Consider the following 26,723-nt stretch of genomic DNA (forward strand, 5'->3'; position numbering starts at 1 on the left):
TCGCAGGTTCAAATCCTGTCGTCCCGACATTTAAAAGCCTTCATATAGCGAATATTTGCTGTATGGAGGCTTTTTTTATTAGTAAGTGCATCTCTTGTGTAACACCCAATCATTATTGTAAAGCTGTAGTTGGTATTTGAAATAATTCACTATGTATCTATTCACTTCTCAAACTCTTCACAGGATTTGCCAATGCAGCCTTAATTGTCTGAAAACAGATGGTGATTAGTGCTATTGTCAAAACAATTCCTCCGCCGATCAGGAATGTGTACAATCCGGGAGAAATGTGATATTCAAAATCCTGCAGCCATTCCTGCATCATAAACCAAGCAACAGGACTCGCCAACATGAAAGAGATTCCAACCAGTTTTGCAAAATCGGATGAGAGCAGGTATACAATGCTAAACGTAGAAGCACCCATCACTTTTCGTATGCCGATCTCCTTTGTTCGTTGCTCAACCACAAATGCAATCAATCCAAGTAAGCCGAGACATGCGATAAAAATAGCCAGAAATGTAAAAATGCTGAAAATCGAGCCGGCTTTTTGAACTGATTCATACGACCAATTCAGTACATCATTTACAAACGTATACTCAAAAGGTGCCTGGGGAAAATTTTCAGTCCAGTAGGATTGAATCCGGTTGATTGTCGCATTCATATCATCATCCTCATTTACACGGGCTAAAAAAAATGCTCTGGGCCCAAACCAGGCATCAGCATCTTTATGAAAAACCGCTAAAGGCGGCACTTCTGTGTAAAGAGATCGATAATTAAAATCATTAATCACACCAATAACCTGGAACTGCGCTCCATCATATACGATGTATTCTCCAAGTGGAAAATTCTCATTCGGTTTTTCGTTCGTCCAGTGGAGTCGCTGCACGGCCGCCTCATTCAGCACCACACCATTCACATCGGCAGGACGATCTTTCGAGAAATTTCTGCCTTTTATAAACTCCACATCCAGCGTCGGCAAAAATTCTTCATCAGCCAGTACCCCGTTAATCGGAACCGCCGGCTCCGTACTTCCATATACACGGTAGTAATCTTCATACCAGATTTGTGGCGGCACCGCATTGGTATAGGACACCTGCTGAATTCCCGGCTGATTCTCCAGGATCTGATCAAACGTTTCCACGCTGGTATCCAAAAGCTCTGCATTATGAAGTACCAGCAGATGGTCTTTATTGAAACCAAGGTCTTTGGTCTGGATAAATTCCAGTTGATTGTAGATCACCAGCGAACTGATAATCAGGCAGATAGATACCGAAAACTGGATGACCACCAGAACGTTTCTAAAACTGCCAAATGACACACTTTTCTTTTTGAGATAAGATCCGACATTACCTTTCAGAGCATTTACGGGACTAAACGATGTGAGGAAAAAAGCGGGATACACGCCTGCAAAAATCCCGATCAGAACTAAAAAAGTGAAGATCCCCAACAAGTAGAATGGAGTGAACAGGTAACCGATTTCCAATTCCCTGCCCGAAAGCTGGTTAAACATTGGCAGAACCGCTTCAACAATAAAGACCGCAATAATTCCGGCCAAAACCGTATAAAAAACAGATTCCCCAAGAAATTGGGCAATGAGCTGTGTTTTCCCGGAACCCAGTGTTTTCCGAACACCAACTTCTTTTCCACGCTTTACCGATCGGGCCGTTGACAGGTTCATAAAATTAATGCAAGCTAAAATAATAATCAGCAATGCGACTGCGGAAAAAACGTAAACATATGTGATGTCGCTCGTAACCCCCAACCGGTTTCCGGCTTGATCGGCATCCAGCCAGATATCTGTCAGCGGCTGCATGTAAAGATTCCATTCACCCTCCTGCTCCTTGTATTCATTAATCGAAAGGCCAAAGATTTGCTGAATGGATCCGGCTGCATGCTTCTCAACTACGGTGGGGAGTTGCTGCCTGATTTGTTCTGGTGATGCATTCTCTTCCAGCAATATATACGTCACGAAAGTTGTCCAAACCCAGCTGGGTTCCCGCTCTTCCACATGCGGAAAGGATGACATGGATGTGAGCATTGTAAAATCAAAGTGAGAATTGGCGGGAGGATTTGCAACGATGCCGGTTATCGTAAATGATTTTTTAAGCTTGCCTGATTTAATGGTAAGCTGTTTTCCAATTGGATTTTCATTGTCGAAATAGCGCTCCGCCGCTTCTTGTGTGAGCACAACCGAATTGGGCTGATCCAGGGCCATTTGTACATTTCCTTCGATCATCTCAAAGCTGAAGATCTCGAAGAAAGTAGAATCCACAGCAAGCGTTTTTTTCTCTTCAAAACTCCGTCTTGTGGATTGGCCTTCCTGCTCAATAGTTACAATAAAATCCGTGGGCGTATGGATACGAAGAATTGATTCGATCCCCGGAATTTCTGCTTCCAAAGCACCTGCAACGGCCGGCCCTGTAGAGCTGAATTTTTCGCTATGGTCTCCCCAAATATTACTTTGGTTGATTCGATAAATGCGGTCTGCTTTCTCGTGAAATGTATCGAACGAAAGTTCATGCTGTACATAAATCAGAATTAGCAGACAGCTTGCAATGCCCAACGCCAATCCTGCAATGTTGATCATTGAATACGCTTTGTTCCTGGCAAAATTTCGTAGGGCAATTTTCATGAAATTGGGCAGCATCACCGGAATCCAGCTTTTACTTTTCCACGGAGGAAGACCCACCTTCGTTTTCCGTGCCTGGAAAAACTGATTGGCAATCTCCTCCGGATCGTCAAAATTTTTCACGGCCTGATGAAACGCATCTTCTTCAGAATGACCTTTTTGCACCAAATCATCTATTTTATCGCGGAGATGAGATTCCATCTCTTCAACAAAACCAGGCTCCAAACCTTGATGTTTTAAGAGACGTTTCCGCCAGTTTTGTATCGATTTTTCTACGTTGAACATGTTTTTGTAGCTAACAGCCGTCAGCTTTCAACTATCAGATCTGTTTACTGACGGCTGAAAGCTGATAGCTTATTTATTCTAACACCAATTGCGGATTATCTCCCCACAACGCTTTCAGTGCTTCGTGAACACTCATCCATTGTGATTTTTCGGCTTCTAATGCGTCTTTCCCACTTGCAGTGAGACTGTAATATTTACGTTTGCGGCCATTCTCCATCACCTTCCATTGAGACTGAATTAGCCCGTCGGCATTCATTCTGTGAAGTACCGGGTACAACATCGCTTCGGACCATTCCCACTTCCCACCGGATAGTTTTTCAATATTCTGAATAATCTGGTATCCGTAACTCTCTCCGTGTGAAAGAATGGAGAGAATCATTGGCTTGGAAGAAGCGGCTTTCAGTTCGCGTGAAATCATACTTTTCTGATTGAAAATGAATAACAAATTCCTATACCTAATTTGCTTAGGTAAAGTTTCAGGATTTTACCTAATTGTTTTAGGTAAGTCAAGAGAAGGGTGATAAATTGTATACTCCGTCAGTTTGAGCGCAATGAAGTAGCGTGAGCGGATGAACGGATTCGAAAATCAGAGATGCTTTTCGATCAAAGAATGGGTTCGTTTTACGATTCACCAAACAACGGAGAACTCAAATAACGATCCCCGCGGTCGCAGGTGATGCAGACAATCACTCCCTTATCAATTTGATCAGCTATTTTCAAAGCTGCAGCGAGTGCACCACCGCTGCTCATTCCGGCAAAAACTCCTTCTTCTTTAGCCATTCGGCGGGCCATTTCTGTTGCTTCTTCCTGGCTGACGTCAACCGTTTGATCCACACGGTCTGCATCAAAAATCTCCGGAAGAAACTCAGGCGACCATCGCCGAATACCCGGAATGGAGGAACCTTCTGTTGGCTGTGTTCCTACAATTTTCACGTCCGAATTCTGTGATTTCAGGTACCTGGAAACGCCCATAATGGTACCGGTGGTTCCCATCGCCGAAACGAAATGCGTGATTTTGCCATCAGTATCTCTCCAGATTTCAGGTCCCGTGGTCTGTTCGTGCACCTTATAATTATCGGGATTGGCAAACTGGTTCAGTTGAAAATACCCGTTTTCTTCCGCCATCTGTTCAGCCACATCACGCGAATATTCAATTGTTTTTTCGGCGGGAGTTAAAATCACTTCCGCACCAAACGCTCTCATCGATTTAATCCGCTCTTCGGTCGCATCTTCCGGCATGATCAATTTCATCTTCAGCCTTTTTATAGCTGCAATCATGGCGAGTGCAATCCCGGTATTTCCGCTTGTGGCTTCCACTAATGTATCGCCGGGTTTTACATCTCCTCTCTCCAAAGCCCCGTTAATCATTCCCAAAGCCGCGCGGTCCTTCACACTTCCGCCGGGGTTTTGGCCTTCGAGTTTACAATAAATCTCCACCTCTTTTTTAACGGGAATTTTCTCCAGCTTTACTAACGGTGTATTTCCAATAAGATCTTCGATGTTCATGGCTTTAATCGTTGTTTTTAGAAGATTCTAATTTCAGTGGCAGAAATTCCAAATAACAAGCACAAAGTTTCAACTGCTTTAAGCTCTCAGCATTCAGCCGTCAGTAAGAAGCCTCTACACTAAGACACTGATAGCTGACAGCCGACTGCTTTTTTCCTAATTTTCCTGTTTAAACGTAATCATATCCGTTTCGCCGGAGCTGTCTGTCATACTTGCTTTGTAATAAATTTTAGACTTTGGCGGAACGCTTCGGGTCAGCCACACATTTCCTCCAATAATACTTCCTTCTCCAATGACCGTTTCTCCACCCAAAATAGATGCACCGGCATAAATCACAACGTTATCTTCAATCGTGGGGTGGCGTTTCTTGCTGGCATCTTCTTTATCTACGCTCAGTCCGCCAAGCGTTACTCCCTGGTATACTTTAACATTTGAACCGATAACCGTCGTTTCACCGATCACCACTCCGGTTCCGTGATCAATACAAAAATGGTCTCCGATGGTTGCGCCGGGGTGGATGTCTATTCCTGTCTGCCGATGGGCATACTCCGAGATAATGCGGGGAATCAAAAGCACACCCAATTTCAGAAGTTCGTGGGCAATTCGATGAGCGGCTAACGCATAAAATCCGGGATAGGTTCGAATGACCTCCGCCCTGGTTTTTGCGGCCGGATCACCGCGATAGATGGCATCGATATCATCAACCAGCATTCTGCGTATTTCCGGTAATTTCTCAAAAAAATGTTCTTCAACACCACCGGTATCATTCTGAATGCATTCCTGGTTATGATCAAGAATTTTGCGGAATGCTTCTTTCTGTTGATCAAATTTCTCAACAATTTTTTCTTTATCCAGCAGCCGGTCGTAAGAAAACTCCGGGAACAGAAGCTGGAGAATATCCTCAAAAAAACGAATCACCATTTCCGGCGGCGGGCATTCCGATGCCTCAATATTCGCCATCAGCAGTTCATCATAAAAGGTATCTAAATCTTTCAAATCAAAAAGTGGATGAGTTTATATAATCTTCATAGCGAAGTTAATCATCTCCATAACACAAAACACTTTTTTGAAAGTTCAGCAAACCGGTATTCTTCTATTTTTTTACAGTTTATAAATTTCTCTAAAATTCAACTTTCAAAAAAACTTGTGAGTCCTTACCTTATCTAAACTTCAAACATGGCTGATGAATACGCTTCAACTGACCAAATTCACAACCTTTTTTCCGAATACCAAATCCGACGCGGTTTCCGAGGTCGGATTTTTTTTGGACATCAGCTTTCGCTTTTTTGTAACTGCTAATCCCAAGCCTATATGACCCCCGCAGCACCCGAAAAAAAACCGGCCATTCTTGCGCTCTCCGACGGCACCGTTGTTCACGGCCGCGCCATTGGAATTAAAGGAACCACAGGTGGAGAGCTCTGTTTTAACACAAGCATGTCCGGCTACCAGGAAATTTTTACCGACCCGAGCTACTATGGCCAGCTCATGATGATGACCTACCCGCACATCGGTAATTACGGCACCATGAGCCGCGACGATGAAGCCCGAAAAGTAATGATTGCCGGACTTATCGTCCGTGCTTTCTCGGACGATTACAGCAACCTAATGGCCGACGGAAGCCTCCAGGAATACCTCGAACGAAATAAAGTAGTAGGTATTTCTGATGTAGATACCCGGATGCTTGTAAAGCATATCCGAACCAAAGGCGTGATGAATGCCGTTATCAGTTCGGAAATTCTGGATGAGGACGAACTCGTAAAACGAGCCAAAGATTGGGACCCGATGGACGGGCTCGAACTGGCGACGAAAGTCACACGAAATGAAGCTCAGACCATTCCGTCAGACGGACCTTTCAAAATTGCCGCGTTTGATTATGGAATCAAACAAAATATCATCAACAATTTTAACCAGCGTGGATGTACACTCCGGATTTTTCCGGCCGAAACTGAGGTGGATGAACTTAAAGAATGGAATGCCGACGGCTACTTTTTCAGTAATGGCCCCGGCGATCCGAACGCCTCATCATCGTACGCTCTGCCTATTGTAAAGTACGCGAAAGAAAGCGGAAAACCCGTATTTGGTATTTGTCTCGGCCACCAGTTAATGGCACTCGCAGAGGGAATTCCCGTGAAAAAAATGTTTGTGGGCCATCGTGGTGCCAATCATCCGGTAAAAAATCTTGAGACCGGCTTGGTTGAGATCACAACTCAAAACCACGGGTTTGCCGTTGATGAAAAATCACTGGACGATTCCAAGGTTGAAGTAACCCACATCAACCTGAATGACAAAACCATTGAAGGATTGAAATTCAAAACCTACCCGGGAATGTCGGTACAATATCACCCCGAAGCTTCGCCCGGCCCACACGATTCATCCTATCTATTTGACCAGTTTTTAGAGATGGTAAAAGAAACCAAAGGGGAACCGGCTTAACGATGTTTATAACACGAGCCAATAAAAATCTCACCTTCTCAGACATCTCAATTTTATTTCTGTTTTCAAAGAATTGCTCTTTGGAGAAGAAACGTTTAACACTAAATAAAACCAACACATTCTCTGATGCCACGCCGTAACGACATCCACAAAATTCTAATTATTGGTTCCGGTCCTATTATTATCGGACAAGCTTGCGAATTTGATTATTCCGGAACCCAGGCATGCCGATCTTTGAAAGACGATGGGTACGAAGTTGTACTCATCAACTCGAACCCGGCCACCATTATGACAGATCCCATGATGGCCGACTCCATTTACCTGCAGCCGTTAACTACCGAATCCATCAAAGAAGTTGTAGCAAAGGAAAAGCCTGATGCCGTTCTGCCAACAATGGGTGGGCAAACCGGGCTGAACCTGGCGCGAGATCTTCAACACGAAAATTTCTGGACAGACAACGGCATCAAAGTGATTGGCGTAAATATGGACGCCGTAGACATCACTGAAGATCGTCAGTTGTTCCGTGATTTAATGGAAAAAATCGGCATTGACCAGTGCCGCAGCCGAACTGCAAACTCCCTTCTGGATGCGAAAGAAATTGTGGAAGAACTGGGCGGTTTGCCAATTGTTATTCGGCCTTCTTTTACGCTGGGCGGAACCGGCGGCGGAATTGTTTGGAATGAAGAAGAATTTGAACGAAAAGTACTCCGCGGGCTTGAAATGAGCCCGATTCACCAGGTGCTGATTGAAGAAAGCATCTTCGGCTGGAAAGAGTTTGAGCTGGAACTTCTCCGGGACGACAATGAAAATGTGGTCATTGTCTGTCCGGTTGAAAACCTGGATCCGTGCGGCGTTCACACGGGAGATTCTTTAACTGTGGCTCCACATCAAACATTGACGGATAAACAGTATCAAATTCTGCGGGACAACGCTATTAAAATGATGCGATCCATCGGTGACTTCGCCGGCGGATGTAACGTTCAGTTTGCTGTTGAACCGGGAAGTGACCGGGTTGTTGCGATTGAAATCAATCCGAGAGTAAGCCGGTCTTCTGCGCTGGCTTCGAAAGCTACGGGTTATCCCATTGCAAAAATTGCTACCAAACTTGCCGTGGGTTACACGCTGGATGAACTTCCAAATCCCATCACGCAAGTTTCATCCGCATGTTTTGAGCCTTCTATTGATTATGTTGTCGTGAAAATTCCACGATTCAACTTTGAAAAATTTCATAATGTAGATGAAGAGCTCACCACCCAGATGAAAGCTGTTGGCGAGGTAATGGCCATCGGCAGAACATTTCCTGAAGCCCTTAACAAAGCCTGGCAGTCTCTCGAAGTTGGGCGTGCCGGTTTGGGTGCAGACGGTTATGCCGAACCGGACCGAAAAGAGGTTCGCGAACGGCTGTTAAAACCTTATTGGGACCGCACTCTGAACATCCGGAATGCCTTTAAATTCGGAACTTCGGTTGAAGAGATTTCGGATATCACAAAAGTGGATCCCTGGTTTTTACAACAGATCCGGTATATGGTTAGCCTGGAGAATAAAACAGAAGGTCACACGCTGGAATCGTTCACAAAAGAAGATCTTCTTGAAGTAAAACGAGCCGGATTTTCCGATGTGCAGATCGCATGGCTTCTTAGCAAAACCGGAGATAAAATCACGGAAGAACAGGTTCGCCAAAAACGGCTTGAAATGGGCATCAAACCAAGTTTTAAACTGGTAGATACCTGTGCCGCCGAGTTCCCCGCTGAAACACCGTATTACTATTCTACTTACGACAGCGATAACGAAAGTGAAGTCTCCGACAAGAAAAAAGTGATGATTTTGGGCAGCGGCCCGAACCGTATCGGCCAGGGAATTGAGTTCGATTATTCTTGCGTTCACGCCGTACTTGCCGCCCAGGAAATGGGTTACGAAGCCATCATGGTGAATTGTAACCCTGAAACCGTCTCTACGGATTTCGACATTGCCGACAAGCTTTATTTTGAACCGGTTTTCTGGGAACGGGTTCTTGATATCTATGAGCACGAAAAACCCGAAGGCGTTATTCTTCAGGTGGGCGGACAAACGGCCCTCAAGCTTGGAAAGAAATTTGTAGAAGCCGGAATACACATCTTTGGAACTGAATTTGAAATGATCGATTTTGCCGAAGACCGGGGAGCATTTTCCAAGTTCCTTAAAAAGCTGGATATCCCTTTTCCTGAGTACGGAACCGCCCGAAATGTGGAGGATGCCATCGATATTGCAAGAGGCATCGGGTATCCTGTTTTGATTCGGCCGAGCTATGTTCTTGGCGGACAGGGAATGAGAATTGCCGTGAAAGAAGAAGAGATGAAAGGCTATGTAGAACGGATTCTACAAACCCATCCCGAAAACGATTTTCTAATCGACAAATATCTCGATAAAGCCATTGAGGTTGATGTGGATGCTGTTTTTGATGGCACGCAACTTCATATCGCCGGAATTATGCAGCACATTGAACCGGCCGGTGTTCACTCAGGTGATTCTACCGCTGTGCTCCCACCTTACTCGCTTAGCGAAGAAGTGATTAAGAAGATTGAGGAGTATCAGTACAAGATTGCCAAGAACATGAATATCGTTGGATTTCTGAATGTGCAGTATGCGGTGAAAGACGAGAAAGTCTATGTTCTGGAAGCCAATCCGCGATCTACCCGAACCATTCCTTTTTTGGCAAAAGCCACGCAGCGACCGGAGGCAAATATCGCCGTAAAAGTGATGCTGGGAGCTAAACTCACTGAGTTCGACCTGACATCAAAACTCAAAAACTGGGCGGTTAAAGAACCGGTGTTCCCATTCGACAAATTCCCTGAAGTAAAAAAAGAGCTTGGACCTGAAATGAAATCCACCGGCGAAAGTATCTACTTCATGGAGAATTTCAACGACGAACACTTCAAGAAGCCGTATGAGTTTAAGAATCTTTATTTGAGCAAATAAAATAACCCTGATTATTTGGAATTTACATTCAACAGGAATTTTATAAATCATAAAATCTCGTGAAACGACTTCAAGACTTACTGGATTACAATTTAGCCTGGGCTCAGGAGAAAAAATCTACAGAGCCCGATTTTTTCAAGAATCTGTCCAAACAGCAAACTCCAAATTTCTTATGGATTGGTTGTTCTGACAGCAGGGTGCCCGAAACACAGATTTCGCAGCAAAACCCCGGTGATATTTTTGTACACAGAAATATTGCAAACCTGGTTTTGCACTCAGACATGAATCTGCAATCTGTTCTGCAATATGCTGTAGAGGTACTGAAAGTTGGCCACGTAATTGTGTGCGGACATTATGGATGCGGTGGAATTAAAGCCGCACTTGAAGATCAAAAACTGGGGTTGATTGATAACTGGCTTCGAAATATAAAAGACCTGTACCAGCTTCATAAAGAAGAAATAGATTCGTTTGAAAAAGAAAGCGAAAGGGTTAACCGGCTGTCTGAACTCAACGTTGAGCAACAGGTGCGTTATGTTTGCGATAATCCTTTTGTACGGTCGGAATGGGCTTCTGGCAGAGATTTATGGGTACATGGATGGGTTTATGACCTGGAAACCGGCTTAATCAAAGACCTGGAAGTTACGGTTGGGAAGAAAGATTGTGTCTAACCTTTAACCTTTCTTCAATCAGAAATTCTTGTACTTAACGGCTGGCAAACACTTTGCAAGGCACGGATATCTTCATCAGTAAGTTCAATTCCCGGCCGTGCCTGACTGCCCATTAATTCGTACATCACCGATTCGGGATTTTGGACATGATCCATCCCGAGAGCGTGCCCGATTTCATGGGCTAAAACCAGCCGCAATTCATCCCTGTCGAGGAAATGAAAAATGTTAATATTCTTGCTGTCAGCCGTCCATTCATAGGCACCCTGTGTAAACTTTCTTACACCTGTGAACATTCGGTTGTATTCATCAACAAGCTTGTTTTTCCGCTCCACTTTATCATTTAGAAAATCGATTTTTTCATTTAACTCATTCGCCTGCCGTTTCAACGTGATTTCCCGCTGATCCAGATCTTGTTTCATCCGGTCAATTTCCTGCTTTCGGTTTTCATATTGATTGAGATCCTCTTCGTTAAATCCTCCCTCATTATTTTTTCGAACCACCCATTCATTCATCCCATCAATCCGTTGCTGTAAATTTTTGGAGTCTTCTTCGTAACGAGTCACACCCGCTTCATATTCGCGGTTCATCCTCTGATACTCATTTTCCAAAACAGTGATACTGAACTCCTCGTCTTCCAGGCGATCACGATGTTGTTTCTCCCTGTCTGAGAGTTGCTGCACCTCGGCGTAGACAAGATTTACGGCAATGTCTCCATTCTCGTCATAAACAACCACGGTCGTATCCGCAGCTTGCGACCATACTTCTGCCACATCCTGTATCAAACCGACCAATTCTTCGCGGGTTATATAAAAACGTTCATCTATATCCCCAACCCGGAATGTAAGTGCCTGAGAGCACGGAGCGGCAACACGGCTGGTATCTTCTCCAAACCGATTCGTTCCAACCATAAAAAGAATGACGGCTGCAATGAGGGCTAACATCCATTGAAGAGGTTTAGATTGTAGAATTTTTATCATCTGAATACAACATTTTCAGAAATATTGAGCCTAAATTAAATAACTGAGAAACCATTTGGCAGTAAATTTCAGGTTTAATTTCAGCCATTCTGAAGTAAAAGTTTTATTTATGATGATAAACTCAAATCCTGAAAAAAAATTTGCGTTCCCTGCGTTCATAGAATGATAGCATCGTTTCAAAAAACCTTTCATGAAAATATGTGAACGATTATCTCTCGCAGTAACTTTTAACCGCATCCATATCCTTAGCCAAAGCTTTCTTCATTACTCCTTTTATAAAAAAGTTCGAGAACCTGGCTGAAAGTTTATACGGTTTTGCATGCATTTCCAGGGTTAACTCAGTGTCTCCGTCAAGGTCCGTCAACGTAAAAACGGAATCCCAAACGGTTCCCTCAGTATTAGTGACTAAGCGAATGCGTTCATCTTCTTCGAACTCCGTCACTTCAAGTACGGTGGCCATTTTTCTGCCGTTAAATTCCCGTGTCTCTTTAAACCTCGTTCCAACCCCGGTTTTTTGATCTGATAAGAATTCAACATCCACAATATCCGGAACGGCTTTTGAAAAATTACGGATGTCGGAAATCGCCTTGAATACTGCTTCCACCGGAGCTTGTATTCTTCTGGTAACTGTTATTGTGCTCATTATTATTATTTATCTGCTGACCCAGCAGATAGACACCTCCATCTGAACAATAGCAAATCTGCCAAAAACAATCTCTACCATTTATTTAAATATTCAATTGTCCGGAGAAATGAGATCCATAGACAAATCTTAATAGTCCCGATTTTATTGTAGGCGAATTCACTGGCTTCGTGAGTTGAAAAGATGGTTTGTCAATAACTAACATGGAGCTCATAAAGCTACATTTCATGTCTTAACTTGTCATGAAGCTAATCTAACCATAGACTAATAGAGGCTGATTATTGGCAAAACAACACATCCAAAGAGTCTTAAAATGGATCTGAATTATGTATAAACCCTGTCCCTTCGGTTGTCCAGAACTACGCTGATTTTTCTTGCCGCCAGAAATAAAACTATTACAATAGCAACAACAGAGAAAAGAACATCATAAAAAACAACCGCAGAATCCTGTAACAGGATATCCATATCTGAAATTATACGAATCACCAGGAATAGAATAAAAAGTAATACCCCGAATATGACTCCACTGTAGTAATCTGGATAAGAAGGCTTTTTTATAAAATCACTTATCCATGCTGTAAATTTTACAAAAATCTTAGTCCAGTCAAAAAAAGCAGCATAAGCAATGAAATTAAATATAAAAATGATGTTTAAAATGAGAAGATTTAATAAATGGAAAATTAAAGCAAAACATATAAATAATTTAACCCACCTTGATTTCAGCACTGCAAAAAGAAATCCGATTTCAAAAATGATCGTAGCCCAATCCAGCAGTTCCCATATTAAATCCATTTTTAAGTAAAGAACATATGGCGCCAACATTGCTTGCCTTTCATTAGCGAAGAATTGGTTTAGAAAATGTCCCTCAGTTGCCTGGGTGGCGTGATCCAGCCATCCGCCTAAAATTTTAGGAACCCCTGCTGTAAACATCATAAATCCAATCATAAGAGCTAATAATGCCAGTGGCCAGCTTTCTACTTTTTTGGGTACTCTACCCATTACTGTATCTACAGAGAAAGCGGCGCCCCAATTACTGAAAGCCATCACAATAGGTGTTATTCCCAATAAAATATTGTGGTTTATTTTGCCAATACTAAAAGTAAAGCCACATATAATTAAAATGAAAATACCTGTCGCTATCGAGCTGATCTTCGTTTGATATCCCACCAATACCAGGCATAGTGAAATAAACAGGAGGCAGTGTATGAACCAGAACATGTCTTCCGGGGGGAATTTATCAAATAACATCATGGGACCCGGAGGAGGAGCAAATAGATCTGCTGGTAAAGATGATAAAAATGAATAGCTTTCAGTATCCGGCATCAGGAAGAAAAGGAAAAAAAGTGAAGATGCAATTCTGAAAAACCCCAGGCCTTGTGGCGATACTGAATAAGATTCAAAAATCCAGGACTCAAAACTGTTCTTACTCACCTTCAATGTATCCGCTTACTAATGAAAACCGTTTATATTCAATTGTTGAATCGACCTTGGTATCTCTATCGGATTTTGAATAGAAATTTTGTTGCCATACGACTTGAACATCCGTAACAGGTCCATCTGTAAATTTTGCAGCTTGAGCCATCAACCAATCCTTTGTTTCATTGCTAAATGAAATTTCTTTCTCTTCTGAATAGAAACTGGTTCTTAAAAAACCCGAAAGTTGAGAGATGGGTACTTCGGGTAGAAAAACATGGGGTTTTAATGATATAGCTTCATCTTTGTCTTCTTCATATAGCTCAAAAATGGTACTAGAAAATTCATAACCATCCTCATACACATAAATACTTTTAAACCCAGGAAACACAAATGCTGGCCATGGTTCGCTTTTATAAACACCAATAACACCGACCAATGCATACTGGAAAAGCAAAAAAATTATAAAAAATGTGAATAGTTTTCTTACATCGCTTTTCGTCATTTACAATGAAATAATTAAATAAAGTAAAACTTTAAATGAAAATGCTCGGGGAGGAACTCTTCTTAGTTGAAACGCTTATGCCTCATTGTTCAACAAGCTCAGAGATTTTGCTATTTTCCAAATTCTATTTTGAATACGTATTTGATGAATAGTATAAGAACATTGGATTCTTCAGCCGAAAAAACTAGACAAGCAAAAAGATATAAAAATCCTAAAAGATTATCCCAAAAAATGAGCCGAGTCAGACAGACTGAAGGCACATCTGCCAATTAAACTGCTTTTGCAGATAAAGGTCTATGTATGAGAAAAATGATAGTTGTAACAGATAATCTATTCATGCATATTAATTAATAAGAAGTATAAAATTCATCAAAGATTTCAAGACCGTTGTAGACGCCTTACGTAGAAGAAAGGCCAACTCTTTTGATTTTACATAACCCGGGTTGTCAAATGTCATTTAAAATGATGTTTCTAACGCTGGGGAATAATGTTTATCAGTTTTATTCAATCTATTCACAAGATATGATTCGATTTAAAAAAAATCTCAAGGGAAATTCGGCCTGTTTATTGTGCTTCTTGTAATTGTACCTTTAAGCGGCATTGCCCAACATCATTCTCCTATTGGAGTTAGTATTTACAGCGATTTTTTCCCGGGTTTTAAACTCCATAAAAATCGTTTTACCGGCAGTTCTGTGTACTCTCTCCAACTCTCCTTTTATGATCGGGATTATACACGAATGGAATATACTCTGCACTACTCCCGGGGCTACGATTCTTCTATTTCTCATTCCGTCGGCCTGTCAGCCGCTTATGTAATCGGATTGTCGAACCGGTTTTTATTGAAACCCGGTTTAGGACTGGACGGATACAAACTTACCGATCGTTCCTGTCACACCACATTTCGTTCAATTTTGAACAAAATTTTTGATATTTATGAACCGTGTGATGACGATATACATACATCATTCAATCCGTTTTTGGCGTTTGAAGCAAGGCTCTCCGAACACTTGTCGCTATTCATTCGCACCAGTTATAGATTGATGTTAAGCAGTACAGACTACGTGAAGGAAACCATCACTGAAACAGCTCCAAACGGAGAAGAAATTACACGCGACATTCATGGCACCGAACACTCTGTATATGGAGCCGGTTATGGTATCGGAATGGGACTCAGGATAAATTTTTAGTTATTGACCAATCTGAATCATTTTTATCATTATTTCAATAATCCCGCTTCCACTGCAGGTCAATTCCCTGGCGGGTGTCGTCTCCCTGGGTGATGATCAGTTCAAGATTGTCCTTCAACATAATTTCGAGCATAAACAACGTTTTTGGATTTGATCCGTCAATCTCGTTCAGAATTGCAAAAAACGTGGAGCGGTTCAGGTACCAACCGGTTTTAATAACAGTGTTGTTGGAGCCGGATCGGGAGTTATCAATCTGAACCACATCAATTCCCAGCCGTTGTGAGGCAAGCATTTCAACTCGGTCCAGAACTACCTGAAGGGCATAGTCAGCGGCGGACGGGCTGTTACTGCTGCCGGCAACCACCTGTTCCCATGATTCAAGTTCGTAAAAAGGCCTGCCAAAGAGAGTATAACTAAGAATATCCTGCAATTCCATCTGAGGCTGGCTTTCGAACCGAAATTCCGGCTCTTCAAGAGTTCCTTCTATCACATAAAAAATTTGTACTTCGGCAGCCTGTGGCGGCGAATAACTACTCCTGATTTGTAGCTCAGGATTATTCGCAGGTCCATAAAACGATACAAGTGCCTCTTCAAGCTCAAACTGTTTTCCCAAAGGACTGGCATAACCGTCCACACCTTCAAGCGTACCGAATATCTGCATGTCTTCATTCGGCTCTTTAACCAGATCTACCTGTCCTCCCAATTCTACTTCCATTTCCAGGTACTGCTGATTTCGAATAAAGAACTGCCGATCGAAACCAACGGTCATTTCCATATCCAAGGCCTCGTAAAAGCTGACAGATTCCTCTGTTTCACTCTCACCTTCAAGTTCTACTTCTTCGACGGAACTCTCGCCAAAATCCTGCAGGTAGTAAAATCCATTGAGGAAAGTAAGATTTCCATTTATGCGCGGCTCTTCTGCCGTGCCACTCAGTGATGCACTCAGATTTATAATTGCATTATAATCCGATGTATTGAGCAACCGGAATTGATTGGCAGAAATACTGATGTCCATTTCACCGGGCTCGAGGTTTTGGAGATTAACGGTTCCGTTTGCTCTTAATCTGCCGGGGCCGCTGGTAGCAGAAAAGCTTTGCAGCTCAACCCCTCCGGCCGTAAACAACATCGTTGATGAAACATCATTCAAAGTAATCCCCGCCGGTATAACCCGTAACGAACCTCGGGTAAGCTGCATTTGTCCGTCGGTCTGCAAATCATTCATCACCCCAGACAGAGTTACGGCGCCTTCCAATCTCCCGGAGATGTTTCTTACTCTGTCCCGGTTCACATAACTGTTTAAAAGTGCAAGATCAAAATTGTTTGTTGTTACGTCTATAAATAGTTCGTCTTCGCTGGTTGGCAAATCTACCTGGGCTTGTCTTAAATCTACCTGGAAAGGAAGATTAGCTTCAAAATCAAGAATTCTGAGCTGGTCTCTTACGATTGAACCGCTCAGATCCAGCCACTCATTTTCATGCCGGTAAGCAATATCAACGCCAACGGTATCAACCCTTATCCCGGAAAACAAACCGTTCGAAACCGTCAGCTCCCCATCTAAATCGGGGTTACCGGCAATACCGCCTAGTTCTGCGTCCATCTGCACAGTACCATTTGTGGATTCCGGCGCCCCTTCAGGAAGGAAGGATAACCAATAACTTAATTGCGATTCGTATACACGGAACCGGCCATTTACATCACGTTCAAAAAACTGGTCGTCAAATGTCAGTGGATCGCCCGGCAGGAAGGGAACTTTGAATGAACCCTCTGCAAGTTTTTTACTCTCATGCCAGCTCTCCAGCGAAGCCGTCAGCCACTCTTGCCTGACATCCATAGTAACTTTCAGCGAATCCATTTGTCCGGATGAAAGTTCGAGTTCGGTTAAATGCACTTCCGCAGAAACATCCAGGCTGTCCGGACTGTTATACAGATTCGCGGAACCATTTAAATATCCATCCAGGTAACTTTCCTTCAAAATCGTTTGTTGCAATACACCCACGTTCAGATTTTGAGCGTCCAACCCGCCTTCTTGTACCAGCGAATCCACCCTGGGAACCCATAATTTTAAAAATGCCTCTCCCTGATCGGTAGATATCGTGAGTGTATCAACACTGACCCTGCTGTTCTCAACGGTTGTCAGGAAGGGTTCTTCAAGTGACAATTCTCTTAGTTGAGTGCGAAATTCAAGCGTTTGAGTGAGTAGGGTTGACCTCGTAGAGTCGATTGTGAACTCCCCGCTATGAGCAAGTGAGCTTTCATTTCCATTGCTTAAGTTAATTTTGATATTGCCTGTTGTTCCAGTCTCACGTTTTTTTGCGTAGAGATACAGCTCCACATCCTGCACCGTTTTTTGGTAGACAGACGGCTCAGTAAGCGTCACGTTCAGGTCTAATTCAGGCTCATCAATAACATAAGATGTAAGCCGCCCCGATATTTCTTCGGCGTTGAACAGCGTATCCACAACCACATCTTCAAGTTCCAGCTCGCCGTTAAATTCGAGCATGCCATCGGCACTGCGTCCTAAATTTCCACTGATGGATCCCTGGGATTCCAGTCTTTCCATTTCGAACAGGGGAGCCAGCGGCATCAGGTCTTTTAATGAAGCGTTGAAGTTCAGACGATTGGCCCGGTTGGTGATATCAAACAGGTGCTGGTTAAATGAAAAGGATGCATCCGCAATGGGACTTTGCAGGGCTCCATCATCTACAATGATAAACTCATTTTCAATTCGAAAATCCGTATTCAACTCCCGGACTTCTTCCCCGTTTACAATACTTGAATCAAAATTAGCCTCTGCAAACATTCGCATTTGTTGGGGATCAAATGATGTGCCACGACCTTCAATACTCCCATTAATATAGGTTGGAAACTCTTCAAGGCCATTCAGTTCGGCGAGGTTCAGGCGGTTCATCACCAGATTAAATTCATACTCCGGAACCGATCTCCAATCGTATAATTCAATCTCCATATTTGCATTGCTTTCCTGGAGCTGGCCTGTAAGCTCACCAATAATTCTGTCTTGATTGAGGCTGCCGCTAAACGCCAACCTGGAAAATTCCTGTCCCTGGATTTCCCTGCCCGCAATAATGATATCTGCCGAGCTTGAAAAATTAGACGGATCAAAACCCTGTCCGGTAGCATCTATCCTGATATTCAGATTCCCTGCATACTCCTCATTTTGCAACCATACACCGGGATTAATTTGATCGGTGTTGACATGGAATTCCCAATCCGGAGTTGTACCAAATAGAGAATCTGCACTGGCAATAAGAGCAACCTGTTCATTTTGATATTGGATATTCCCGTCAACTTCAAGAGAACCCTCTTCCAAAGAAAAATGAGTTGTAAAATGGTCAAATTCATATGGTTGATAACCTGCCTGCCGGATATCAACCGAACCCTCCCAGTTCGAGTCAGAAAGTGAGCCGAATAAAACGATTCCGTTCCCCTGGAGATCTACCGACTCAATAACAGGAGAATTTTCGAGACCGGTAAGTACCGGGGCATTCAAGCCTTGAACCGTAATGCTTAACTCATTGAGCGCCATAGGTTCTTGCAAACTTAAAATGGCCTGAACCTGAAATTGGTTCAATCCATCTGCTGAAGCATCCAGGGTAAGACGCAGGTTGTCCAGTGTTCCGTCTGCACTCAGCTCAAGCTGTATATTTTGTTCGATGGGAACATTTGCAGCAAATTCCGAAATATCCTGCCAGGAGAGGGGAGAGAGTTCAATATTCTGCTGCAACTCGCCACCCTCTTCGTATTGACCCGAGCCGCGAAGCACAGACCGGCCGGTACTAATCACAATGGAATCAAGCGTGTATTGGTCTCCCTGCGCGGCACCGGCAAGATAAACGTCAACGGCTTCAGGAAAGCGGCTTTCACGAATGGCAAATCCCAAATCCCTGAGAGTTGCCGAAATACCAGACTCCAACATTCCGGCCGACAAATTTGCAAATGCCCGGTCAACATAAAGTACATCATCCGGCAAATATTGCTCGGACCGCACTTCGATGTTGGTTCCGGCGAGGGAAAAGTTCTCAACATACCAATAGAGAGGTTCCGTTTCTTGGGCAGGCTGATCGGCGGGTGGAATCAATCCTAAAACATTCCATGTTGAATCGGCATACTGTTCAACAAGTATCTCGGCGCCAAAAACCTCCACCGATTCAATGGTGTGAGGCGAGAACAGTACCGAGAAAAAATCATAATTTATATTTACCGAATCGATCTGGGCTACCTGGGTTGATGAGGTATCCTGCACACTCACGTCACGAATCATAAAGCCATTCAGCACATCACCCCGGATGGAGCCGATGGAGAGTGAACCCTGAAGCTGCTGATTTGCCTGCTCCACAGCTATCCCGCGAAGTTTATTAAACAGCCAGTCACTTTTAAGAATCAAGCGCCCACTGATTCCAAGAATCAGGATCGCCACGGCGGCGATGATCCAACCTTTATAGCTTCGCTTTGATTGTTCGTTTTCAGTGTTCATTAAAACGCTTGTCCGATACTAAAATGAATTCCGATGCGGTCCCATGCGGATCCGTAATCTGTCCCGTTGTAAATTCTTAAATCTTCATCCGTTGGGTTTAATTTGTAAGCAATATCCACCCTTACGGGACCAATAGGCGATTGATAGCGGATGCCACCTCCAGCACCAAACTGTATAGGCCTTTCGTGGATCGATTCGATATCCTGCCAAATCTGTCCGCCGTCCAGGAAAGCGGCTATTCCAAAATTCGGGATCAATCTCTGTAACGATTGTCTCAACTCAATATTAAAAAGGAATGAAGTTCTTCCTCCCACAGGAATGTACGAATCAAAATTTCCTTCCTGATCAAAAGCCGGGATGCTTGGCCCAAGTCTTTGCCGATCCCACCCGCGCACGGAGTTTGTACCCCCGGAGTAATACCGGATATTGGACGGGAGACTATCGGGCTGAGTATAAAAAATTACACCGCCGTTAATGCGATTCGCCAGGGTGAGAGAATTTGTGAGAGGAGTATACCTTCGTACATCCAGATTTACTTTCTGAAATTTAAAACTTGACTCTCCAAAGGTTCCTGAAAGCTCGATGGATGGCTGTACTACCCATCCTCTTTGATCACGGGTAAATCCTTCACTGTAATATGCGGAAAGTACAAAGGATGAAATATCATATGAACGAACCGTATCGGGCAGTTCCACCTGTTGATCCCTGGAAAGCTCTTCGTTCAGAGAATATTCATAGGTCAGTGAAGCTGTTTTATTCTGGTCAATCTGGTAAATCAGGCTGTTGTTCAAACCCATTTGAAACAGTTCATAAGCTTCTTCGAGGCGGTGAAGTCCAAAAAGGGAAGAAACATTTCGGCTTTTGGCATTGAAGATATAAGGAACCAGATAATCCGTAGCCAAACGCTGTTCGATGAAAGAAGCGCGTGCATTTGCACTGTACCGATGTCCTTTGCCATTAATATTTCGATGTTCCCACCGAACCTGTCCCCGAATAATCTCTTCCATTCCAACCCCGATGGAAGCCTGGATGGTTCTCGGCTCGTATTCACGTATCCTGATAAGTGCTGTGAGTGTGGAATCGTGAGGCTGCTCGGGCAGGGTAATGGTTGCAAAACGGAAAAGATGATGATTAAAAATATTTCGCTGGGCATCCCGGATTGTTTCACGGCCATACTGTTCGCCTTCATCCAAACCGGATTGCCGCAACAATATGCTTTTGGGAACTGATAAATCTCCCTCTACCTGGAATTCACTAAAAAATGCTTTCGAATTCGGAATGAGTTGAATATCCATAGAAACCTGGCTTGCAAGCGAATCAACTGATGTCTGAATATTTACATCGGGCCAGGCATAGCCCAGATTCTCCACAGTTTCCAAAAAGAGTCCCTCAACATCGGGCTGCCGGATCATTTCAAAGCGTCGTCCCTCCCGAAAATCATGCCTTGATACCGCACGCTCAAAATCTCTGGAATCCCTGATTTCCCGAACGGTTGTGCTGTCAGCATCAATACTTATTTCTGATGACACAATCCGAAGCGGTACTCCTTCACTAATCGTAAACCGAATTCTCTTTTGCCAGGGTTTATCATCGTCCGTAACCTCGTAATTCACTTCCACATTATGGAATCCACGACGTTCATAATAGCGCCGCAATCGAATACGATCTCGCCGAACTTCCAGTTCATCAAAATAATAGCCATCAAATCTTTTGAAAATCTTCTTGATAAATGAGGGACTTTCCGAAGCAATAATCTCCTTCAACACCATATCGCGATAGGTTTCGTTGCCATCAACCTCTACGCTCCATATTACCGGTTCTCTCTCATCTTCTTCCTGAAATGCATACACTCCTTCTACGGCAAATGCGAAACAGATCAGAAATAAAAGCGCGATATTTTTTAGTGCTATTGTATTGGTCTTGTTACGTGACAATCGTAGTTTCAGAGGTATATTTTTAAGGAAAAATAATGATAATGAGCGTGCTTGGTTCAACAAATCATCAATATTCAAATTTTTTAATGAACACCCGTGTTTGGCAAAGTACACCATTCACAACGCATTCATAATTGGCCTGTAGGTTTTACACAAATGATTGATCAATTTCTTCGATATATGCCAGAACGATATTCTCCAATTCCTGTTTTAATCTTGTTGATTTTATTTTTATTTGCCGGGTGCAGAAACAATGCCATCGACGATTTCAGCGACACCTCCTTCGAACTGATCAACCAAAATGGGGAAACGGTTCATTTTCCTGATGATTTTGAAGGAGCGCCCATGGTTATGGGATTTATTTATACCAATTGCCCCGACATTTGTTCATTCATAACAGCAAATGTTCGAAATGTTTACAGGCAAATGGAAAATCCCGATAATGTGCAGTTCATTCTCGTCACTTTTGACCCCCAAAGGGACACTCCCGAAGTGTTGAAAAAATATGCACAATCTTTTGAAATGGACCAGGAACCGTTCCAGTTCTTAACGGCCGATTCCAGCACCATCGCTTCTTTTATGGAACGAATGAGCGTGAGAACACAGGAATCGTATTCCGAAGAGCTTGACAACGGCGACCGAATCTATTTCCTTAATCACTCCGACAAAATACTGCTAATTGATGAAGACTCCCGACTAATTTTTGATTACGGTGGCAGCATGACTTCTCCCAACCTTATCATAGAAGACTTACAAAAATTATGAACAAAAAAAGTATCCTGATTCTATTAATACCTTTTCTGCTGGTATCGTTTCTATCCTGCGGGAATGAGGAAGAAAATCAACAATCCGAAAGTATTCAAACCGTTGAGTTGCCTGATGAAGGGATTGAAATTGAAAATATCTGGGCACGGCCTGGAAGCGAGAATGGTGTTTCTGCTGTCTATTTAACGATTCTGAACGGATCTTCTGAAATGGACTCAATCGTTTCAGTATCTTCGCCGGTTGCCAGAATGGTGGAAATCCACGAATCTTTTGAAGGAGATGATGGGATGATGGGAATGCGGCCGGCTGAAAATTTAAATATACCTGCCAGGGATGTTCTCCACCTGGAACCCGGCGGCCTTCATATTATGCTCATGAACCTGAATAACCAACTTGCAGAAGGAGATGAAGTGGAAATCTCTCTCGAGTTTTCAAATGCCGGCCAAATGACGATAACGGCACCCGTTCAATCCATACAGTAGAAATCGATTCTTTTGAGTCGAAGATCAGCTGAAATAAATAATGAGCGCTTCTCTAAAACCTCAATTCATTTCCAGATCGGCTTTTTCTGCGCTGAAACCTACTTCTTCTTCTTTCACTTCGCCCAAAGAAGATTCCATTTCCGAGCGGAGTTTTTGAATAGAAAGTCCGCTGGTAAGCGCGCCATTCTTGGCAACGGAAACACGGCCCGTCTCTTCGGATACGATTACAACAAAAACATTATTCGTCTCACTGATACCAACAGCCGCGCGATGGCGTGTTCCAAAAACAGATGAGATATTCGGGTTCTGTGAAATCGGCAGATAACAGCTTGCTGCAACAATTCGGTTATTCCGGATGATTACAGCACCGTCATGAAGAGGAGTATCTTTTTGGAAAATAGTTTGAAGAAGAGATGCATTCACGCGCGCATCCAGCTTTACCCCAACATCCACCAAATCCTGCAGAGACGAGGTTCTGGCAAAAACGATTAACGCGCCGGTTTTTGTCTGGGCCATATTCCGAACGGCTTCAATCACTTCCGAAATCATGTCTTCCGAACCGGTCCGCCCGAGAAATCGGTCGAACGATGTATTCTGGCCAAGATTGTACAACAGCTTTCTGATTTCGGGTTGAAAAATGATAAAAACCGCCAAAACCCCTACATCCAAAACACTGCGGAGTAAAAAGTTCAAGGTGGTAAAACCCAACAATCCAACAGCTGCATTCAACAGAATAATAAACAGCAACCCAAGCGCCGCCTGAATCGCAAATGTCCCGCGAATCCACCGGTACAGGTAGTACAAAACAAGGGCAATGACCAACGTTTCAAGCAGGTCTTTAATGCCAAACTCTATGAATCCAATCGGGATCAATCTTTCCTTTTTTATTTAATATATCGAGCAGTAAAACGAATTATTTTCTACTCACCACTCTTGTTTATCGCAAAGGGCTTCAAATATTTTAACGGAATCAACCGCTTCTTTTACATCATGAACCCTCAAAATATTTGCACCCTGCATCAGGCAATGGTAATGAACGGCCAATGTTCCGGCCAGTCGTTCCTCTGCTGGGCGATTTCCAAGCAACTTCCCAAGCATCGATTTGCGTGACGCGCCTACCAAAACCGGGCAATCTAATGTAATAAATTTTTTGAGTCCTTTTATGATATCCAAATTGTGCTGAAGTGTTTTTCCAAAGCCAATGCCGGGATCAACCACTATGGATGATACTCCGGCTTTCTTTAATTGTTCAATACCTTTTTTCAAGAAAGCAAAAATATCATCAAGAACATTCTCGTACTCTGGATTTTTTTGCATCGTCTGAGGATTTCCCTGCGAATGCATCAGCACATAACCGGCATTGTATACTGAACACAAGCTTGCCAGACGAGGCTCTTTTTGAAGTCCGCTAATATCGTTAATGATATGTGCGCCAAGCTTGAGAGACTCCTCAGCAACCCGATATTTGGTGGTATCAATCGAGAAAAACAAGTCAGGAAAATGATCCAGTGCCGGTTCCAGAACAGGCAAAACTCTGTCCATTTCTTCCGATTCGGATACCGGATTTGCTCCCGGCCGTGTGGATTCGCCACCAATGTCGATAATAGCCGCGCCCTCTTCCATCATCCGCCCGATTTCATCTACGGCATGCTGTGCTGAACTGTACTTGCCGCCGTCTGAGAAAGAGTCGGGAGTTACATTCACGATTCCCATTACGGCCGGAATATCCAGCGAGAGTGTAGAATTTCTAAGAAGTAAACTTAAATGTCTGCTGATGACCTACTCCGTTCTTTTTTGATACAGAAAACATGTTAAGAAATGGGACTGAAGAACAAGAAGGATAGCCTGCAAACGTAACTTCTGGAAGAAACCTTTCTGCGAAGAATAAATGGGAGGAGACTGAGATTCTCTTTAATCCCAGTCTTCTTGCAATAAGTCCAGTTTATCCTCTTTTTCGGCCCACTCATCGGCACCCGGAAATTCATCCTTGGTTTCGTTAATCACGTACTCATCCCATTTTTCAGCCAGACGCTCATTCAATTCTATATAGTGCTCCCATTGCTCGGGAACTTCATCATCGGGATAAATAGCTTCAACAGGACATTCCGGAACGCAGGCATCACAATCGATGCACTCAAGCGGATCGATAGTTAAAAAGTTTGGACCTTCACGAAAAGCATCCACGGGGCAAACAGCCGCACAATTCGTGTACTTACAGTTAATACAAGGCTCGGTTACTACGTATGCCATTTAATAAAGTGGTTAATATTTGTATTGAAAATAAATAAGTATTTAGTGTATTCGAAAATGAATTAAGATGCAATCCAAACAACACTCATCCGCATTATTTGTATAAATATATCCTTCCAGAGCGAAAAGATAAATATGGATTCAAGACTCCTTTTTTAATTCCTCAACAAGGCGTTTACTTCTTCCAAATTTCCATCGTTTTCGGCCGGATTGATTCCAAGAATTTTACACAGCAATTCGTATATATGAATGCTTTGGAAAGGTTGAGCAGTCTCTCCGGTTTTAAAGTCCGGCCCGCTGGCGATAAAAATTGTCCTCATTTCAGGAGCTTCATAATCAAACCCGTGAGTACCTCCCATGACTCCATTTTTTTCAAAAAAATCTCTCCTGGTGATGGTATAACCTACATCGGCAATCATGATGATTTCAGGAATCCGGTAATGATCAGAAAAGTGATAATGATCGGGCAGCTCATCCCTTAAATAAACCCGGTAGTTATTCTCGTGTTCTTTGAGTGTTGAATAGATTTTCGATGTTTCTCCTTCATTCGGCTGAATCAACGCAACGGGAGTCCAGTCAACCATTTTAACGTTTTCAAGATTGATGATTTCATCCAAAAAAATGACCTTTTCGGGAGAGAGTTCTGCCATTCCGTGATCGGACGTGATGATGACATTCAGCTTATCGGACAAGTTATGCTCATCTATCTTTTTTAACAGGTATCCCAGCAAGTCATCTGCGTGAAGAGACGCCTCATCCATTTGAGATGAATTCGGTCCGAAATCGTGGCCCACATGATCAATAAAACTAAAGTAGAGCGTGCCAAGATCGGCCTGTACAGAACCGTTCGGATCCAGCCAGGCTGTTATGCTGTCGATGCGGGATGAGTCTGGCACGGAGCCATCATATGCAACCCATTTTGTAGACCACGTACTGTCGATTGAGGCTTCCGAGCCCGGCCAGAAAAAGGTTGCTGAAGTTAAGCCCTGCTTTTCGGCGGTTATCCAGATGGGTTCGCCACCCCACCAACGCTCGTCATTTGGCGAATTGATAGGGCCATAACTGAACCTGGCGTCCAGCCTGGAGTCGGGAAAACTGTTGGCAATAATTCCATGATTTTCCACATACAAGCCTGTGACAATTGTGTAATGATTGGGAAATGTTTTGGTGGGAAAAACAGGAATCAGATAGTCTGCTTTTACTCCGTTTTTAATAAACCTGTCAAAATTCGGAGTGTTATTTCTATCGATGTATTCATTCATAAATCCATCAAAAGAGATGAGTAAAACAGGATTGATCTCTTTTGATGATGAACGGACTTGATTTTCGGATGGACCGCAACTGATCAGGACGGAAATTGCCGAAAGGCAGACAAATAGTGTTTGAATTCTTTTGTGAGCCAACTTCATTTCGATGTTTTGGAATAATAATTACAACTTGATGTCTCTGAATGTTACAACTCCTCCTGAAAGAAAAAAAGGACGATTGGCAAACCAAGCGTCCTTTTATCAAAATTTAATATAATCTGCATCTGAAATGAGGAATGATTTAAAATTATTGAATGCGTCATATGGAGCGCAATCCTGAGGGTGGGGGTCCCTC

General features: G+C 43.2%; 20 protein-coding genes. 6 read left to right on the forward strand and 14 right to left on the reverse strand.

Translation table 11 applies throughout. The annotated features are described in order from the left end of the window. Positions 1–157 precede the first annotated feature (157 nt). The 4 genes from L0B18_RS02180 to epsC form a co-directional block, all read right to left on the reverse strand. Positions 158–2,911 carry an ABC transporter permease gene (locus L0B18_RS02180; protein ID WP_234567506.1) on the reverse strand — a complete coding sequence of 918 codons (2,754 nt, stop codon included), beginning with the start codon at positions 2,909–2,911 and terminating at the stop codon, positions 158–160. Between the two features lie 73 nt (positions 2,912–2,984). Continuing rightward, on the reverse strand, positions 2,985–3,329 hold the full coding sequence (locus tag L0B18_RS02185) for a PadR family transcriptional regulator (RefSeq protein ID WP_234567507.1): 345 nt from the start codon (positions 3,327–3,329) through the stop codon (positions 2,985–2,987). Positions 3,330–3,532: 203 nt separating this feature from the next. After that, entirely contained in the window at positions 3,533–4,417 is an 885-nt protein-coding gene (gene cysM / locus L0B18_RS02190) for a cysteine synthase CysM (protein ID WP_234567508.1), read from the reverse strand. Between the two features lie 156 nt (positions 4,418–4,573). After that, positions 4,574–5,413 carry a serine O-acetyltransferase EpsC gene (gene epsC / locus L0B18_RS02195; protein WP_234567510.1) on the reverse strand — a complete coding sequence of 280 codons (840 nt, stop codon included), beginning with the start codon at positions 5,411–5,413 and terminating at the stop codon, positions 4,574–4,576. Positions 5,414–5,728: 315 nt separating this feature from the next. Between epsC and carA the strand changes: the two genes are divergently transcribed. The 3 genes from carA to L0B18_RS02210 all read left to right on the forward strand — a co-directional run bounded on the left by carA (position 5,729) and on the right by L0B18_RS02210 (position 10,473). After that, positions 5,729–6,850: a glutamine-hydrolyzing carbamoyl-phosphate synthase small subunit gene (gene carA, locus L0B18_RS02200; protein WP_234567511.1), complete on the forward strand. Its 1,122-nt coding sequence runs from the start codon at positions 5,729–5,731 to the stop codon at positions 6,848–6,850. Positions 6,851–6,976: 126 nt separating this feature from the next. Beyond that, positions 6,977–9,805: a carbamoyl-phosphate synthase large subunit gene (carB, locus tag L0B18_RS02205; RefSeq protein WP_234567512.1), complete on the forward strand. Its 2,829-nt coding sequence runs from the start codon at positions 6,977–6,979 to the stop codon at positions 9,803–9,805. A 59-nt stretch (positions 9,806–9,864) separates the two neighbouring features. Further along, on the forward strand, positions 9,865–10,473 hold the full coding sequence (locus L0B18_RS02210) for a carbonic anhydrase (protein ID WP_234567513.1): 609 nt from the start codon (positions 9,865–9,867) through the stop codon (positions 10,471–10,473). A gap of 14 nt (positions 10,474–10,487) precedes the next feature. Here the strand turns inward: L0B18_RS02210 and L0B18_RS02215 are convergent, their stop codons facing one another. The 4 genes from L0B18_RS02215 to L0B18_RS02230 form a co-directional block, all read right to left on the reverse strand. Beyond that, entirely contained in the window at positions 10,488–11,450 is a 963-nt protein-coding gene (locus tag L0B18_RS02215; protein WP_234567514.1) for a matrixin family metalloprotease, read from the reverse strand. A 208-nt stretch (positions 11,451–11,658) separates the two neighbouring features. After that, positions 11,659–12,093: an SRPBCC family protein gene (locus L0B18_RS02220; protein ID WP_234567515.1), complete on the reverse strand. Its 435-nt coding sequence runs from the start codon at positions 12,091–12,093 to the stop codon at positions 11,659–11,661. A gap of 324 nt (positions 12,094–12,417) precedes the next feature. Beyond that, positions 12,418–13,416 carry an HTTM domain-containing protein gene (locus L0B18_RS02225; protein WP_234567516.1) on the reverse strand — a complete coding sequence of 333 codons (999 nt, stop codon included), beginning with the start codon at positions 13,414–13,416 and terminating at the stop codon, positions 12,418–12,420. A 100-nt stretch (positions 13,417–13,516) separates the two neighbouring features. Further along, entirely contained in the window at positions 13,517–14,011 is a 495-nt protein-coding gene (locus tag L0B18_RS02230; RefSeq protein ID WP_234567517.1) for a hypothetical protein, read from the reverse strand. Between the two features lie 569 nt (positions 14,012–14,580). On the opposite strand from L0B18_RS02230, the gene L0B18_RS02235 reads away from it, so the two are divergent. Next, positions 14,581–15,198, forward strand: coding sequence for a hypothetical protein (locus L0B18_RS02235; RefSeq protein ID WP_234567518.1), 618 nt, complete (start codon positions 14,581–14,583; stop codon positions 15,196–15,198). Between the two features lie 34 nt (positions 15,199–15,232). On the opposite strand, the gene L0B18_RS02240 is transcribed toward L0B18_RS02235, so the two are convergent. Continuing rightward, positions 15,233–19,690 (reverse strand): translocation/assembly module TamB domain-containing protein, encoded by a 4,458-nt coding sequence (locus L0B18_RS02240; protein ID WP_234567519.1) that lies wholly within the window; start codon positions 19,688–19,690, stop codon positions 15,233–15,235. Further along, positions 19,690–21,624, reverse strand: a complete 1,935-nt coding sequence (locus L0B18_RS02245; RefSeq protein ID WP_234567520.1) for a BamA/TamA family outer membrane protein — start codon at positions 21,622–21,624, stop codon at positions 19,690–19,692. Before L0B18_RS02245 ends, L0B18_RS02240 begins: the two co-directional genes overlap by 1 nt. Before the next feature lie 156 nt (positions 21,625–21,780). Here L0B18_RS02245 and L0B18_RS02250 point away from each other — a divergent pair, with 156 nt between their 5' ends. Both L0B18_RS02250 and L0B18_RS02255 read left to right on the forward strand, forming a co-directional pair. Next, complete coding sequence (locus tag L0B18_RS02250; RefSeq protein ID WP_234567522.1) at positions 21,781–22,389, forward strand: SCO family protein; 609 nt, start codon at positions 21,781–21,783, stop codon at positions 22,387–22,389. After that, a complete protein-coding gene (locus L0B18_RS02255) occupies positions 22,386–22,871 on the forward strand; it encodes a copper chaperone PCu(A)C (protein ID WP_234567523.1) in 486 nt (161 codons plus the stop codon). Before L0B18_RS02250 ends, L0B18_RS02255 begins: the two co-directional genes overlap by 4 nt. Positions 22,872–22,931: 60 nt before the next feature. Here L0B18_RS02255 and cdaA read toward each other — a convergent pair whose 3' ends face one another. From cdaA to L0B18_RS02275, 4 genes are all read right to left on the reverse strand, one after another. Next, positions 22,932–23,744, reverse strand: a complete 813-nt coding sequence (cdaA, locus tag L0B18_RS02260; protein WP_234567525.1) for a diadenylate cyclase CdaA — start codon at positions 23,742–23,744, stop codon at positions 22,932–22,934. A gap of 51 nt (positions 23,745–23,795) precedes the next feature. Further along, entirely contained in the window at positions 23,796–24,584 is a 789-nt protein-coding gene (gene folP, locus L0B18_RS02265; protein ID WP_234567526.1) for a dihydropteroate synthase, read from the reverse strand. Positions 24,585–24,782: 198 nt separating this feature from the next. Continuing rightward, positions 24,783–25,121 (reverse strand): ferredoxin FdxA, encoded by a 339-nt coding sequence (gene fdxA, locus L0B18_RS02270; RefSeq protein WP_234567527.1) that lies wholly within the window; start codon positions 25,119–25,121, stop codon positions 24,783–24,785. Between the two features lie 155 nt (positions 25,122–25,276). Then, on the reverse strand, positions 25,277–26,530 hold the full coding sequence (locus L0B18_RS02275; RefSeq protein WP_234567528.1) for an alkaline phosphatase family protein: 1,254 nt from the start codon (positions 26,528–26,530) through the stop codon (positions 25,277–25,279). Positions 26,531–26,723 lie beyond the last annotated feature (193 nt).

Origin of the sequence: Rhodohalobacter sp. 614A, assembly GCF_021462415.1 — a bacterium.
GTDB lineage: Bacteria > Bacteroidota > Rhodothermia > Balneolales > Balneolaceae > Rhodohalobacter.